13 protein-coding genes are annotated in these 13,811 nt (G+C 63.4%); 3 read left to right on the top strand and 10 right to left on the bottom strand.

Annotated features, from left to right (window positions below; translation table 11 throughout):
- Nucleotides 1–28 precede the first annotated feature (28 nt).
- On the top strand, nt 29–1,024 hold the full coding sequence (dgcA, locus tag RCO31_RS12120; RefSeq protein ID WP_308968599.1) for an N-acetyl-D-Glu racemase DgcA: 996 nt from the start codon (nt 29–31) through the stop codon (nt 1,022–1,024).
- Here dgcA and RCO31_RS12115 read toward each other — a convergent pair.
- Nucleotides 1,021–2,151, bottom strand: coding sequence for an MFS transporter (locus RCO31_RS12115; RefSeq protein WP_308968598.1), 1,131 nt, complete (start codon nt 2,149–2,151; stop codon nt 1,021–1,023). The genes dgcA and RCO31_RS12115 overlap by 4 nt on opposite strands.
- Before the next feature lie 132 nt (nt 2,152–2,283).
- Between RCO31_RS12115 and RCO31_RS12110 the strand changes: the two genes are divergently transcribed.
- A complete protein-coding gene (locus tag RCO31_RS12110) occupies nt 2,284–3,537 on the top strand; it encodes a hypothetical protein (protein WP_308968596.1) in 1,254 nt (417 codons plus the stop codon).
- 30 nt (nt 3,538–3,567) lie between these two features.
- Here RCO31_RS12110 and RCO31_RS12105 read toward each other — a convergent pair whose 3' ends face one another.
- The 5 genes from RCO31_RS12105 to asd form a co-directional block, all read right to left on the bottom strand.
- Nucleotides 3,568–4,560, bottom strand: a complete 993-nt coding sequence (locus RCO31_RS12105) for a threonine/serine dehydratase (RefSeq protein WP_308968594.1) — start codon at nt 4,558–4,560, stop codon at nt 3,568–3,570.
- Nucleotides 4,561–4,599: 39 nt separating this feature from the next.
- Nucleotides 4,600–5,652, bottom strand: coding sequence for a glycosyltransferase family 1 protein (locus RCO31_RS12100; protein ID WP_308968593.1), 1,053 nt, complete (start codon nt 5,650–5,652; stop codon nt 4,600–4,602).
- Nucleotides 5,652–6,449 carry a UDP-2,3-diacylglucosamine diphosphatase gene (locus RCO31_RS12095; protein ID WP_374991465.1) on the bottom strand — a complete coding sequence of 266 codons (798 nt, stop codon included), beginning with the start codon at nt 6,447–6,449 and terminating at the stop codon, nt 5,652–5,654. The genes RCO31_RS12100 and RCO31_RS12095 overlap by 1 nt, the downstream gene beginning before the upstream one ends.
- A 69-nt stretch (nt 6,450–6,518) precedes the next feature.
- Nucleotides 6,519–7,169, bottom strand: a complete 651-nt coding sequence (locus RCO31_RS12090) for a class I SAM-dependent methyltransferase (protein ID WP_308968591.1) — start codon at nt 7,167–7,169, stop codon at nt 6,519–6,521.
- A gap of 98 nt (nt 7,170–7,267) precedes the next feature.
- Complete coding sequence (gene asd, locus RCO31_RS12085; protein WP_308968590.1) at nt 7,268–8,137, bottom strand: archaetidylserine decarboxylase; 870 nt, start codon at nt 8,135–8,137, stop codon at nt 7,268–7,270.
- A gap of 35 nt (nt 8,138–8,172) precedes the next feature.
- Here asd and RCO31_RS12080 point away from each other — a divergent pair, with 35 nt between their 5' ends.
- On the top strand, nt 8,173–9,900 hold the full coding sequence (locus tag RCO31_RS12080) for an aminotransferase class III-fold pyridoxal phosphate-dependent enzyme (protein WP_308968589.1): 1,728 nt from the start codon (nt 8,173–8,175) through the stop codon (nt 9,898–9,900).
- Here the strand turns inward: RCO31_RS12080 and RCO31_RS12075 are convergent.
- From RCO31_RS12075 to RCO31_RS12060, 4 genes are all read right to left on the bottom strand, one after another.
- Nucleotides 9,868–10,497, bottom strand: a complete 630-nt coding sequence (locus tag RCO31_RS12075; protein WP_308968587.1) for a hypothetical protein — start codon at nt 10,495–10,497, stop codon at nt 9,868–9,870. The genes RCO31_RS12080 and RCO31_RS12075 overlap by 33 nt on opposite strands.
- Before the next feature lie 292 nt (nt 10,498–10,789).
- Nucleotides 10,790–11,464, bottom strand: coding sequence for a methyltransferase domain-containing protein (locus RCO31_RS12070; RefSeq protein WP_308968586.1), 675 nt, complete (start codon nt 11,462–11,464; stop codon nt 10,790–10,792).
- A 9-nt stretch (nt 11,465–11,473) separates the two neighbouring features.
- Nucleotides 11,474–12,520: a glycosyltransferase family 1 protein gene (locus tag RCO31_RS12065; RefSeq protein ID WP_308968585.1), complete on the bottom strand. Its 1,047-nt coding sequence runs from the start codon at nt 12,518–12,520 to the stop codon at nt 11,474–11,476.
- Between the two features lie 205 nt (nt 12,521–12,725).
- Nucleotides 12,726–13,805: a TRAP transporter substrate-binding protein gene (locus tag RCO31_RS12060; RefSeq protein WP_308968584.1), complete on the bottom strand. Its 1,080-nt coding sequence runs from the start codon at nt 13,803–13,805 to the stop codon at nt 12,726–12,728.
- Nucleotides 13,806–13,811 lie beyond the last annotated feature (6 nt).

The raw sequence follows: 13,811 nt of genomic DNA, 5'->3' as shown, positions 1-13,811 counted from the left end.
GCCGACTCTGCGGCAGCGAATTTCTTGAATGACTTCAGCAACATCTCTGGCGCTCTCGGTCCGAATCGAGCGCTGGCCGATCGCAGGCTCCTTCACCATCGCACGCGGTGCGAAGACGGAAGCTGTGGTCGTTGTCGCGGAGGTCAGCGACGGCGTGCACGTCGGACGCGGTGAATGTGTCCCCTACCCGCGCTATGGCGAAACACCGGAAGCGACGGAAGCTGCACTGCGCGCGATGAGCAGCGCGCTGATGCGCGGAATGAACATCGAGGCGTTGCAGGCGGCAATGCCTGCAGGCGCGGCACGGAATGCGCTCGACTGCGCGCTGTGGGATCATCGCGCCAAGACGAGCGGCGCGCGCGTCTGGGAATTGCTGAAACGCGGCGAACCAAAACCGCTGACGACCGCCTACACGATCTCGCTCGGCACGCCTGAAGCGATGGCGGAAGCGACCGCCAGCGCGGCACACCGTCCGCTGCTGAAGATCAAGCTTGGCGGCGATGGCGACGAACAGCGCATCGCCGCGGTACGCAGGGCCGCTCCCACCGCCGAGCTGATCGTCGACGCCAATGAGTCATGGCGGAACGACAACATCGCCCGCAATCTCGATGCATGCGCGGACGCAGGCGTGACGCTGGTCGAGCAGCCGCTGCCGGCGGGCGAAGATGCCGCGCTGGCGACGGTCCGCCGCCCGATTGCTGTGTGCGCCGACGAGAGCGTGCACGATCGCGCCTCGCTCGCGGAGCTTCGCGATCGCTACGACGCCATCAACATCAAGCTCGACAAGACCGGTGGATTGACAGAAGCGCTGGCGCTCGCCGATGCCGCACGCGCGCTTCGCTTCGAGATCATGGTCGGTTGCATGGTCTCGACATCGTTGGCGATGGCGCCGGCGATGCTCGTGGCGCAAGCCGCCTGCGTGGTCGATCTCGACGGTCCGCTGCTGCTGGCAAGAGATCGCGATCACGGTTTGCGCTATGACGGCAGCGAGGTGCATCCGCCATCGGCAGAGCTCTGGGGCTAGTGTCCCGAATAGTGTGACGCCATGGCTGTTCTGATCGCCTGCCGCGAGGTCACGATCACAATCGTGCCGGCCAGAGCCATTGCCGCCATGCCGTAGTAGATCGACTGACCGACGCTGGCGAACGCCCAGCCGCAGGCGATCCCAGTCGAGGCCATGACAATCCCGGTCGCCGTCGCGATAAAGCCTTGGGCATTGGCCATGATGCGGCCAGGCACGAGACTGGCCAACAGGCCCATCGTGCCGAGATGTGTCGCACCGAACGACAGCGCGTGCAGCGCCTGAGCTCCGGCGAGCACGGCAAGGGGCGGCTCCTGCGTCATGATCAGCCAGCGCAGCGCTGCCCCTGCGCCGCCGATTGCGATCAGCGCGGCGGGCGAGAGACCGAGGCGCGGCGACACCGCGAACAGCACGATCTCGACCACCACGCAGAAGGCCCACAACAACGAGATGGTCGTGCTGGTCATCCCGGCATCCTGCCAGGAGATTGCGGAGAAGGTGTAGTAGGCCGAATGACTGCCCTGGATCAGCGCCGCAGCGCCGAGGATGGCAAGAAATGCCGGCGTCCGTAGAAGGGCGCCAGGCTTTGAGACCTGCAGCGCGCCGGGCATGGCGGGACCGGCGGGCATGAGCCAGAAGCTCGACAGGGCGCACAGGCCGGCAACGCCAGCGATCGCCCAGATCAGATTGATGTTGCCGAATCGGCTGCCGAGAAGACCTGCGGCCAGGGCCGCGGCGACGTAGCCGACCGATCCCCACAGCCGAATCGGGCCATAATCGCACCGATGGTAAGCGACGCCACGCAGGGCAAAGGCGTCGGCGAGCGGAACGGCTGCAGTCCAGGCCCAAGCGAGCAGCCACAGCACGATGGCGATGGTCACTGCGCTGCGCATCGCGCCGAGTGCCAGGAAGCCCGCAAATGTCACGCACACCGTGCAGATGAGCGCACCACGCAACAGGTCATGCCGCCCGGCCCAGGCGGTGATGATCGGAACCGCCAGCAGGCGGGCGGCCGTCGGCACCGCCACCACAACGCCGATCAGGGCTGGCTCGAGCCCGACGGCCTGGAGCCATAGCGGGAAGAACGGCATATAGGCGCCGCTCAGCGCAAAAATCGCCGCATAGAACACCGACAGCCTCCAAGCGAACCTCCGGCCTTCGATGGGGATTGCGGACGTCTCGGACATCAATTCAATTGCGATTCGCTGAAGATCATGGTGATCGTTAGCGTAAGGCGCGGTGATTTGCGCCATGAGAATTCAATGGCCGACGACGCCTTCGCATTGTCTCCGATTCACGCCCGCCCCTCGCTGCCGACGGACGCGGACTACCACGCAATCCATGAGGCGTTCATGGAGACGGCGCGCGGTCGCTGGTTCCTGACCGAATACGCCAAGCGCAACCGCAACGCCGATACGCGCATGGTGCTCGAGGCGGTCGAGCGCATCGAAACAACTCTCGCAAGCCAGAGGCAGGCGCAGGCCGAAGCTGTTGCGCAGGCCGAAGCAAATGCCCAGGCGGACGCTCAAGCCTTGAGCGAACCCGAGCCTGCGGTCGATCTCTGGCCGGACCTGGCCAAGGCATTCACCAAGGTGCGGATCGAGATCGCTCAAAGACTATTGCGCGAAAGCAATGAGCAGGCGTTCGAAGCAATCCGCCGCGGCGTGGAGACGATCAAGAGCATCTCATGGGCGCTGCGCGAGCGCGGCTTCGATTCGCGCATCTGCGACATGTTCGACGCCCAGGTAAACGCGATCACGGACGGTTATACCGGCGTGCTTGCTGAACGCTCCGTCGCCGGCGATATCGAAGTGGAGGTCCTCGCCGCGTTCGACGGCCTGATGCAGCACGTCGAAGCCACGACGAGGGGCGAAGACGCCGAGACCGACGCGCTGGACATGGTGGTCGACGCCATCGCCGACGCGATGAGCGAAGACGACGGCGCGTTCGCGATGTCCTTCGACGACGACGCGACGGCCGACGCGGCGCCCTCCTCGCTTGATGAGCCGCAGGCGACCATCGTCGAACCGGCCCCGGCCGAGGTTGCGGCCTATCCCGACGCGGCGTTTCACGAAATCTATGGAGACGACAGCGACATCGAGATCGTCGATGCCGCGCCCGTCGGCGAGCCGGCATCACCGACCGAACCGGAAATCAACCGACAGCGCCTCTATGAGGCAAAGCTCGAGCCTTACAGGTTTTCGACCGCGACCGCACCGGCGCGCGCGCAACACGTCTCTCTGGCCGACGACATCGAGATCATCGATGTCGCAAGCGCGGAGGCGGAGCGGGTAAATGCGGCCGCAGCTGATGAGCGCTGTTCGAAGATCGCGGATGTCGCGCCGCTGCCGGTCAGCGAGACGCCGGTCAGCGAGACAAAGGCCGTTCCGATCCGAAGCCTCGGCGAGGCCTTGATCGTCAACGGCGTGATCCAGAATCCGACCGCCGCGCGACCCGATGCGCTCGCACCGTTCCGTCGCATGAGCCAGGCCGAGAAGGTCGCGTTTTTTACCTGAGCCGCGATCACCGATAGCGTTAGCGCTCGCTCACCCGAGCAGGTTCGCAAACAGCTCCGCATCGACGTTACCGCCCGACAGAACGATCGCGACCGTCTTACCTTTCGCATCGAGCCGTCCGGCGAGCAGCGCCGCGAGTGCGACCGCACCACCCGGCTCGACCACGAGCTTGAGCTCACGGAACGCGAACTTCATCGCCTCGGCGACCTCGGCATCGGAAACCTCCGCGCCGGAGGTCACGAGTTGCCGGTTGATCGAGAACGTCAGCTCGCCCGGAATGGGAGCCATCAGCGCATCGCAGACGGTTCGTCCCGCCGCGTGGTGCGACTGGCGCTGACCGGCGGCGAACGACAGCGCGTGATCATTGAACCCTTCGGGCTCCGCCGTCATGATCATGCTTTGCGGAAACCGCGCCTTGATACCGATGGCGACGCCGGCGGTCAGACCGCCACCGGAGGCAGGAGCTGCGACGACGTCCGGCACGGCGCCGCGCGCAGCCATGTCGTCGGCGATCTCGCGGCCGGCGGTGCCCTGGCCGGCAATGATTTTTGGATCATCGAAAGGCGGGACCAGCGTCGCACCGCTTTTCATGCAGATCTCGCGCGCAATCGCCTCGCGGTCCTCCCGGTCCCGATCGTACAGGACCACCGTGGCGCCGTAGCCCTTCGTGCGCTCCTGCTTGGTCTTCGGCGAGTCGGCCGGCATCACGATCGTCGCCGGGATGCTGAACAGTTGCGCCGCGGCAGCGACCCCTTGCGCGTGATTGCCCGAGGAAAATGCCACCACGCCCGCGCTCCGCGAGGCCTCCGGAATCGATGAAAGCTTGTTGTAGGCGCCGCGGAACTTGAATGAACCGGTTCGCTGCAGCACCTCGGGCTTGAGAAACACCTGCGCACCTGTCCTCTCGTCGAGCGCCGGCGAGGTCAAGAGCGGGGTACGGACCGCGAACTTTTCGATGGCCCGGCTGGCGGCGGCGATGTCCGCAGGCGTCACAGCAAGCGAATTCAGGTCAATGCTGGTCATCCGCCTTGGTTAGCGCGGCCCGCCTCGGTAAGGCAAGCGTCAGGCCGGCGTGCGGGTCGTTACCGAGAGCGGCGAATCGCCGGCATCCGCACGACCGCTGGCGGCAATCAGGATATTTTTCAAGAACGCCTGCGCGGAAGCTTCCCAGCTGCGCTCGAGTGCAAAGGCGCGGCAATCCTCCCGCGACAGCTTCAATGCCGCGAGGCAGGCCTGTCGCAGGTCGTCGTTCAGAACGCCGACCGGCGCATGGCCAATCACGTCTCGCGGCCCGGTCACCGGGAAGGCTGCGACGGGAACGCCGCTTGCAAGCGCTTCCAGCAGCACAAGACCGAACGTATCGGTCTTGCTCGGAAACACAAAGACATCGGCTGCGGCATAAGTCTCGGCAAGTCTTTCGCCGAATTGTTCACCGAGGAAAGCCACGTCCCGGTAGCGGCGCTGCAGGCTTGCGCGCTGTGGTCCGTCGCCGACGACAACCTTGGTGCCCGGCAGATCCAGATCCAGAAACGCCTCGAGATTTTTTTCGACCGCGAGTCGTCCAACCGAGAGAAAGACCGGACGTGGCAGGCCGAGGTCAGAGGCACGCGGCCGAAACAGCTTGGCATCGACCCCGCGCGGCCAGACCCGCACATTGCCAAAGCCGCGCTCGCTGAGCTCCTGCGCCAGCGGCGCAGTCGCTGCCATCACCGAACCGCTGAGACTATGAAACCATCGCAGCATCGCCCAGACCCACGCCTCGGGGATCGGCAGCCGTGCCGACACATATTCGGGGAACCGCGTATGAAAGCTCGAGCTGAGGGCAAGGCTGCGCGCGCGGCAATATTGCCGCACCAGCATTCCGATTGGCCCCTCGGTCGCAATGTGGATCGCGTCGGGCTTGGCTTCCTCGATCAACCGCGCGATTCTGCCCGGAGGAGGCAGCGCCAGGCGAATGCCGGGATAACCGGGCATCGCGACGGTGCGGAACGACTGTGGAGTGAGAAACACCATCTCGACGCCGAGCGTTCTGGTCGCCTGCGACATCATCGTCAGGGTTTGCACGACCCCGTTGACCTGCGGATGCCAGGCGTCGGTCGCGACCAGAATTTTCATCAGGCGGCACGCGCCGCAAGCGGGGCAGGCAATGCGACCGGCGGCGAGGCGTTCGCCCAGTTGATGATTTCGAATCGGCCGTCATCGTGCTCCACGACAGCCGTGCAGCTTTCCACCCAGTCGCCGCAGTTGATGTAGCGGATACCGTGTTCATCGCGGATGGTCGCGAAGTGGATGTGGCCGCAGATCACACCCTGAGCGTCGCAGCGACGTGCCTCAGCGGCAAGCGTGCGCTCGAACGCACCGATGTAGTTGACCGCATTCTTCACCTTCAGCTTCGCCCACTGCGACAGTGACCAGTACGGTCGACCGAACATGCGGCGGAACATGTTGACGAAGCGGTTCATCTGGATCGCGAAATCGTAAGCGCGATCGCCGAGATGAGCGAGCCAGCGCGCGTTCTGCACCACGAGGTCGAAGATGTCGCCATGGATGATCAGATAGCGCCGGCCGTCGGCACCTTGATGCGTCGTCTGCTCGACCACCTCGATGCCGCCGAAGTGCGTGCCATAATAGTTGCGCAGGAACTCATCGTGGTTGCCGGGAATGTAGATGATGCGGCAACCCTTGCGGCCCTTGCGCAGCAGCTTCTGCACCACATCGTTGTGCGCCTGCGGCCAATACCAGCCGGCTTTCAGCGCCCAGCCATCGACGATATCGCCGACCAGGTAGATCGTGTCTGCATCATGAAATTTAAGGAAGTCGAGAAGACGGTCCGCCTGACATCCGCGCGTTCCAAGGTGGACGTCCGAAATGAAAAGCGTACGAAAGCGCCGTTCAGGCTCGCTTTCGGTCATCCCGTCATTCTCCAAGATTCGTCCATCCCGAGCCGCAGGTAACAGAGTCGGGTGACGGTGCGATGACGCTCAAAGCGTCGCCGGAACCCGCTCGAAGCTGACCAGCGTGTAAATGCCGAACGGCTTGATCTTGCGCCGCTCGACCAGCGCCGCCTCGCTGTTGGCGGCAGCCCAAGCCTGCAGCCGCGCGAACGGAAACTCCGGCCGAAGTCCAAGCTTGCGGGTCTTTTTTGCGGCCCAGCGCTCGACCGCAGCAGCCCACCCGCGCTCGGAATAAAGATGGTTAACGAGAATGATCCGCCCGCCCGGCTTCACCACCCGGTGGCATTCGGAGAGCACCTGTTCGGGATTCTCCACCAGGGTGATGACGAATTGCGCCACGACGCAGTCGAACGTCGCGTCCGCAAAGGTCATCTTATGCGCGTCCATCTTGAGGACCTGCCTGACGAACGGATAACGCCCGGTCGCGAGCTTCGAGCGGGCCTTCTGCAGCATCGGCTCGGAAAGATCGATGCCGGTCACCGACGTCGTTTTGTCATAGTCGTCAAACGAAAGACCCGTGCCGACCCCGACCTCGAGAATGTTGCCACCGACTTCGCGCGCGGCCTGCGCCGCCGCCCTGCGACCCTTCACCATCACCGGTCCGCAAACGGCGTCGTAAATCGGCGCCCAGCGTGCATAAGCAGTTTCAACGACCTGCCGTTCGAGATCGGCGCTCATGGGCCGGGATGCTCCTGTGGACATGAAGCCATTTCAGAAACGGCGCATATCAACGGGGCGTGACGATTCGACGACAGGTCCGGAGGGCAACCCGGCCCTCACCCGTCAACGCGGCGCATGAGCGGTTCGCCCGCCCGAATGCGAGCGCTCTCGCGCACGTTATCGCAGAATGCAAAACCCTCCGGCGCGAGCACGATGATGGTCGATCCGTGTTCGAACCAGCCGAGCTCATCGCCCTTCCGCACACTTACGTCGCATGGAAAGATCTTTATCCCCGGCTCTCGCGCCTTCAGAAGGAGATCCAGGAAATGCAGGCGGATGCTCGCCACCAGCACCGCAGCAACTGCGACCAGCGTGACCGTCTCCCCGGTCGGCAAGCGGCTTCGAATGACAGCGCGTTCGTTCTTGCAAAACAGCCGTTCGATCCGCTTCAAGGCGATCGGATTGACGTTCCAGCAGTCGCCGTAAATGGAGGTGACCTGGTCGATCGTGCAATCATGCGGCGCATGAAAGCGGTGGTACATGCCCGCAGTGAGACGCAGCGTGATGAACTGTCCATTTCGGTGTGCGGCCGCTGACGTTTGATCGCCAAGCAGGTCATCAAGCGAATAAGGCGCGCCCTTGATTTGAAACAGTTCGATATCGGCGATCGTCCCGTGTGCGCCGATGATCGCATCGGACGGGCTGACCACGATCGACGGATCGGGATCAGGCGGCCGCAGGCCTGGCCGGAGTTCGCGGGTGAAGCAGTCGTGCAGACTCGTGAAGCGGGTCTTCTTCGCCTCGCTCAGGTCGAGCTCGGTGAACAGGCCCAGGCAGCCGATCGACGCATCGCGGATCAAGGGCTGCTCGATCTTGCTGAACCAGCCCATGAACCGCGTCAGTGCCGACCGCGGAATCCGGTTGGTCAGAAGAAAATTCAGGTCCTCCTGCTGCGTCAGGACCGAGATCAGGTTCCGGATTGTCATGAATCTGTCAGCACGGCTGATTAGCGCTCATCAACATGGATTCGCCCCTTCTGATTCTCTCCGCCGCGGCGATCGCCGCCATCGCAATCTTCGTCCTGCCAAGGGCGCACGCGCGCTTGCTGCTGTCGCAAGCCAAGCACCGCTCGCTGGCCGGACACTCGAAACTGTCGCGCCGGATCGCGCGGCTCGTTCCCTTCTATGAGTTCGACACCGACGAGTTTTTCAACTCGGACGGAGCCCCGCCGGAGATCGCCGGCCGGCGCCGGAATGCATTCTTTGAGCTCGCACGGCAATGCCGGGAACGCTTCGCCAAGGGACGGCAGATGACCGCGGATGTCTCCAAGGCCATCTCCGACCTGCAATTCGTCGAGACCTACCGGGTGCCCTTCCAGTACAGCCGGCTGGTGCGCGAGCATCTGGGTGCCGGCACCTTTGTCGAATCGTCGGCGGGCGTGACGCTCACCGATCTTGACGGCAATGTCTTTTACGACCTGACCGGCTCGTACGGCGTCAACATCTTCGGCTACGACTTCTATAAGGACTGCATTGCCGGCGCCGAGGCCCGCGCCAGGGCGCTCGGACCAGTGCTTGGATCCTACCACCCGGTCATTGCTGCCAATGTCGCCAGGCTGAAGACGATCTCTCAGCTGGACGAGGTCTCGTTTCACATGTCCGGAACCGAGGCCGTGATGCAGGCGGTGCGGCTTGCGCGCTACCATACCGGCCGCACGCACCTCGTGCGTTTTGCCGGTGCCTATCACGGCTGGTGGGGCGACGTGCAACCGGGCGTCGGCAACCCCGTCTCCCCGCATGAAACTTACACGCTGGCCGACATGTCGGAGCGCACGCTCAAAGTCTTGAGGACGCGCCGCGACATCGCCTGCGTTCTGGTCAATCCGTCGCAGGCGCTGCATCCCAACATCAATCCACCGTCGGACTCGGCGCTTGTGGACAGTTCGCGTTCCGGCGCGTTCGATCGCGGCGCCTATGCGCAGTGGCTCAAGCAGCTGCGCGATGTTTGCACCGAGCGCAACATCGTTCTGATCTTCGACGAGGTATTCGTCGGCTTCCGTCTCGCACTGGGCGGCGCCCAGGAGTATTTCGGCGTGCGCGCCGACCTCGTCACCTACGGCAAGAGCCTCGCCGGTGGACTGCCTGTCGGTGCCGTCTGCGGGCGCAGCGACCTGATGCGCCGCTTTCGCGACGATCGACCCGCCGATGTCTGCTTCGCACGCGGCACTTTCAACTCCCACCCCTACGTGATGTTGGCGATGGACGAGTTCCTGACCCGGCTCGAAGCCCCTCAGCTGCGCGAGATCTACGCCAGCCTCGACGACACGTGGGATGCGAGGGCACGCCAGCTGAACGAGCGGCTGGCGGCGAAGAACCTGCCGGTGCGGGTCTGCAACATGCAGTCGATCTGGCTCGTCACCTACACCGAGCCGTCGCGTTACAACTGGATGCTCCAGTATTATCTGCGACTGGAGAACCTTGCGCTCAGCTGGATCGGCACAGGCCGCTTCATCTTCAGCCTGAACTACACCGATGCGGATTTCGCAGCCGTTGCCGATCATTTTGTCGCCGCGACTGAGAAGATGCAGCGCGACGGCTGGTGGTGGCGCGATGCGACCGTCACCAATAAGGGCATACGCCGGCAGATCCTGAAGGAAATGTTTGCGCGGAGACGGTCGCATCGCAACGCGACCGTCCCGCAATTGCAACCGCAAGCCTCACGCGCGACGCTGGACCGGGGTGTGCTCTAGAATATCGAGACCCGGATCGATCAATTCGCCGCGCAACAGAAAGAGCGGCGCCTTGTGATATAGCTTCAGATCGTGGAACGGATCGGTCAGGATTTTGGTCATCCAGACCAGACCAGTCTGTACGTCGCGGATGAAGAACAACTGCACGGTGCGGAACAGAAGACCGCCAATGCCGACCGCGAGCCAGATCTTCGCCACGTGGCGGATGAAATCACCGGTGGTGACCCACGGCTCGACGAGACCGAAAAGGTCCGGATCGATGAACAGCACGACCGGCGAGAACGCCCAGATCAGCATCAACACGACCTTGCGCCGCAGGTTGTAGCCGACCTTGATGTCTTCCTTGTGCTCGTGGGTCGCCTCGTTGATATGATCGTACTCCTTCGGCTCGAAGAAGAAGTGACCGGCCTGCCGCGTGGTCATCGAGACCAGCCAGCCAATGAGCGTCGCCAGCAACGGATCGAAGAAGATCAGCCCGTAGGCAATCAGGAAACTGGCGGCACTGACGAAGTGCAGGCTCTGATTGATGCGACTGTGATGATAGTAGCGATGATCGTCCCAGCGTTGGGTTCGCAATGCCGTCAAAAAGCCGTTCATTGTTGTCCTCTGGTTTGAGCGCGCGCCTGCATACAGCAGTTCGATATCCGATTCATGACAACATGATTGTGACATGCCGATTTGGCACAGCGCGCCGGCGACAGACTGGCGCGCTAGTGTCGTGGTTCAGAAATTGGCTCCACCGCTTGCCGCGACTCCGAGGAGCGAATTTCTGAACCAGAAACGACACTGGCATTATGATTTTGCCAGTGTCCTGATCGAATCCGAAGTTCGCTCTGAGAGTGCCGCGAAGCATTGCGAACTTCGGATTCGGGACACTGGTGCGCCGTCGTCAGCCGATCACGCCTACCTTGCGGAAGCGGATGAGGGAGAAGTGGCCCAGCGGCGGCACGGCGCGGCGTTCGATAAACACCATACCGTGCGCTCGATTGGCCTCGACCCATTGCGCATAGCGTGACCATGCAAACTCGGTGCGGAAGCCGAGCGGACGGACGACCGGCATCAGTCCCTTTTCGATTTTGTAGCGAAGGCCTTTGTCGGCGCTGACCCGGCTCAGCAGGATCAGCTCGCCGCCCGGCTTAAGAACCCGCGCGAACTCGTCGAGGCAGGCTTCGGGGTTGGGGACCGCGGTCACGACGTATTGGGCCATCACCACGTCGAACGAGCCATCGGGAAACTCCAGATGCTCGGCGTCCATCACCGCAAGACCCTCGACATTCGTGAGGTGCAGCCGGTCCACCCGCCGCTGCGCCTTGCGAAGCATGGCTTCGGAAATATCGATGCCGAACACGCCGATGTTCGACGCATACTGTGGCAGTGAGATGCCGGTTCCGACGCCGACCTCGAGCACCCGGCCGCCGATCCTGTTGGTTGCCAGGATTGCGGCCCGTCGTCCCTTGCCAAACACCTTGCCGAAGACAAGATCATAGACGGGAGCCCAGCGATCGTAGGCCCGTTCAACATCCTGCTTTTTGAAATCCAGTTGTGCTGCGCCGTTGAGCTTCATGATTATCCGTTAGAGTTCGACTGTCCTGACGTGTTGAGTGCACCGCAGTGAGGGTCCCGGCCGCAACGCAGTGACGTTGCACATGAACTGCCTCGCGCTGTTTTCCCAGGAATATTGAAGCGCGAAGCTGCGGCACCTTTCGCGCGACATGTTCAGCGCCCGCAGGCAGGCATTTCGCAGATCGTGGTCCAGCGCCCCGATCGGATGATCGGCAATCACATCCATCGGGCCCGTCACCGGGAACGCGGCAACCGGCGTGCCACAGGCGAGTGCTTCGAGCTGAACGACACCGAAAGTGTCGGTCAGACTCGGGAAGACAAACACATCCGCCGCCGCGATATGCGACGACAGATCCTGGCCGCTCCTTTCACCGAGGAACACGGCATCCGGATATTGCTGCTGCAACTTTGCCTTCTGCGGACCATCGCCTATCACCACCTTGGAGCCAGGTAGATCGAGCGAGAGGAAGGCCTCGAGGTTCTTTTCGACGGCAACGCGTCCGACGCTCATGAAAACAGGTCTCGGCAGGCCGAGTTCCGCCGGACGGTCAGGCGTGAAGAGCCTCGTGTCGACTCCGCGGGTCCAGTTGCAGAGGTTGGTGAAACCCCGCCGGCTCAACTCGCTCCTGAGCGACGGCGTCGCGACCATGGTCGCCGCAGCGGCCGCGTGGAACCGCCGCAGCACAGCATACCCCCACGCGACCGGCACGATCGAGCGCACCGCGATGTATTCAGGAAAGCGTGTCGTGTAGGAGGTCGTGAAGGCCAGTCCGCGACGCCGGCAATAGGCGCGCACCGCCCACCCGATCGGTCCTTCCGTCGCAATGTGAATGGCATCCGGGGCGGCCGCCTCGATCCGATCAGCGATCTTGCGCCGGCTCGGCAGGGCCACTCGCAACCCGGGATAGGTCGGAACGGCGACGGTTCGAAATCCGTCCGGTGTCAGAAAGCGAATGTCTGCGCCAAGCGCCGAGGCGCTGCGGGCCAATGAGGTCAGCGTCCGAACCACGCCGTTAACCTGCGGATGCCAGGCGTCGGTCGCAATCAGGATCCGCATGAATGTCGATCCATTGGCCGTCTATTTGATTCCATTTCCCGAGGTTTAGCGAAGTATGTTTCAATCATGTGACTGTCGGCCCGGCTCGCGACAGCAGCCTGGTTTCTCGTCATTGATTGTCATTGGCGGAACGTGCCGATCGCGGTGTCGGCTTGGTTTTGTGAAAAAGCGATGACGCCTGCCGCAAGGCGCGGTCGGGTTCGGCCTAAAGGCCTCCCCTTGCATCCAGCACGGCCTTCACCGATACGTCGGCCCAGCGTCCGGCCCGCGCCCGAAAGCCGGAATAGGACTCTACGATCCTGCGCGCGATCTCGTTCTTGGCTGCGATCTCGCCCATCACGTCCTTCGCATGACCGCGCGCGGTTTCGATCATCGCTGCGGGAAAGATCCTGATCTTGACCCCGTGACGTTCGGTCAGCGCCGCCAGCGCCTCGACATTCAACCGCTCCATTTCATTCAACGCATAGGCGGCCTCGGCCGCGCAGGCGTGGGTGACGATCGCCTTCTGCAGTGAATCCAGCGTCTCCCACGTCCGGAGGGCAATGATGCACTCGCCAGTGCCATTCGGCTTGTTGAAACCTGGTGCGTAGTAGTTCGACGCAAGACGGTAAAGGCCGAGCGCGATATCAGAGCCGGGACCCACGAATTCCGCTCCGTCGACGAGCCCGGATTGAAGCCCGGTGATGATCTCGCCGGGCGACGTCGTCAGCGGCACCGCGCCGAGCCGCCGATAGACCTCGCCGCCGAGCCCGAGCGAGCGGATTTTCATGCCCTTCAGCGCCGCGAGGTCAGCGATCTCGTTGCGGAACCAGCCGCCCATGCAGACGCCGGTGTTGCCCGCCATGAACGGCTTGACGCCGAACGGTGCGTACAGCTCGTCCCAGAGCGCCTGCCCGCCACCGGCGTCGATCCAGCCGGTGTGCTCCGCCGGCGTCAGGCCGAATGGCACCGTCGTGAAAAAGGCCGACGCCGGCTGCTTTCCTTGCCAGAAAAACGACGCCGTATGCGCCAGCTCGGCCACGCCGGACGAGACGGCGTCCAGCGTCTCCAGCGCTGGCACGATCTCGCCCGCCGCATGCACGGCGATCTGCATACGTCCGCCGGAGAGCGTCGCGATGCGTTCGGCGATCCGTTCAGCCGACATGCCTGGACCAGGCAGCCGCTTCGGCCATGACGTCACCATCCGCCAGCGCAACGTTTGCGCGCGCGCGACGCTCGGCATCGCGACCGCACCCGTGACGGCGGCACTGGCACCGATCAGCTTCCGCCGCGACAGTTCGCTCATGATGCC

This window comes from Bradyrhizobium sp. LHD-71, assembly GCF_031157255.1.
Lineage (GTDB): Bacteria > Pseudomonadota > Alphaproteobacteria > Rhizobiales > Xanthobacteraceae > P52-10.
Note: the sequence above shows the minus strand (reverse complement) of the source record. Positions and strands in the feature narration are given on the sequence as shown.

What these genes read in the sequence shown, in the direction of transcription:
- RCO31_RS12060 (WP_308968584.1), bottom strand. Translation starts at nt 13,805, where the DNA reads ATGAGCGAACTGTCGCGGCGGAAGCTGATCGGTGCCAGTGCCGCCGTC.
- asd (WP_308968590.1), bottom strand. Translation starts at nt 8,137, where the DNA reads ATGACAATCCGGAACCTGATCTCGGTCCTGACGCAGCAGGAGGACCTG.
- RCO31_RS12065 (WP_308968585.1), bottom strand. Translation starts at nt 12,520, where the DNA reads ATGCGGATCCTGATTGCGACCGACGCCTGGCATCCGCAGGTTAACGGC.
- RCO31_RS12080 (WP_308968589.1), top strand. Translation starts at nt 8,173, where the DNA reads ATGGATTCGCCCCTTCTGATTCTCTCCGCCGCGGCGATCGCCGCCATC.
- RCO31_RS12105 (WP_308968594.1), bottom strand. Translation starts at nt 4,560, where the DNA reads ATGACCAGCATTGACCTGAATTCGCTTGCTGTGACGCCTGCGGACATC.
- RCO31_RS12095 (WP_374991465.1), bottom strand. Translation starts at nt 6,449, where the DNA reads ATGACCGAAAGCGAGCCTGAACGGCGCTTTCGTACGCTTTTCATTTCG.
- RCO31_RS12110 (WP_308968596.1), top strand. Translation starts at nt 2,284, where the DNA reads ATGGCCGACGACGCCTTCGCATTGTCTCCGATTCACGCCCGCCCCTCG.
- dgcA (WP_308968599.1), top strand. Translation starts at nt 29, where the DNA reads ATGACTTCAGCAACATCTCTGGCGCTCTCGGTCCGAATCGAGCGCTGG.
- RCO31_RS12090 (WP_308968591.1), bottom strand. Translation starts at nt 7,169, where the DNA reads ATGAGCGCCGATCTCGAACGGCAGGTCGTTGAAACTGCTTATGCACGC.
- RCO31_RS12075 (WP_308968587.1), bottom strand. Translation starts at nt 10,497, where the DNA reads ATGAACGGCTTTTTGACGGCATTGCGAACCCAACGCTGGGACGATCAT.
- RCO31_RS12100 (WP_308968593.1), bottom strand. Translation starts at nt 5,652, where the DNA reads ATGAAAATTCTGGTCGCGACCGACGCCTGGCATCCGCAGGTCAACGGG.
- RCO31_RS12070 (WP_308968586.1), bottom strand. Translation starts at nt 11,464, where the DNA reads ATGAAGCTCAACGGCGCAGCACAACTGGATTTCAAAAAGCAGGATGTT.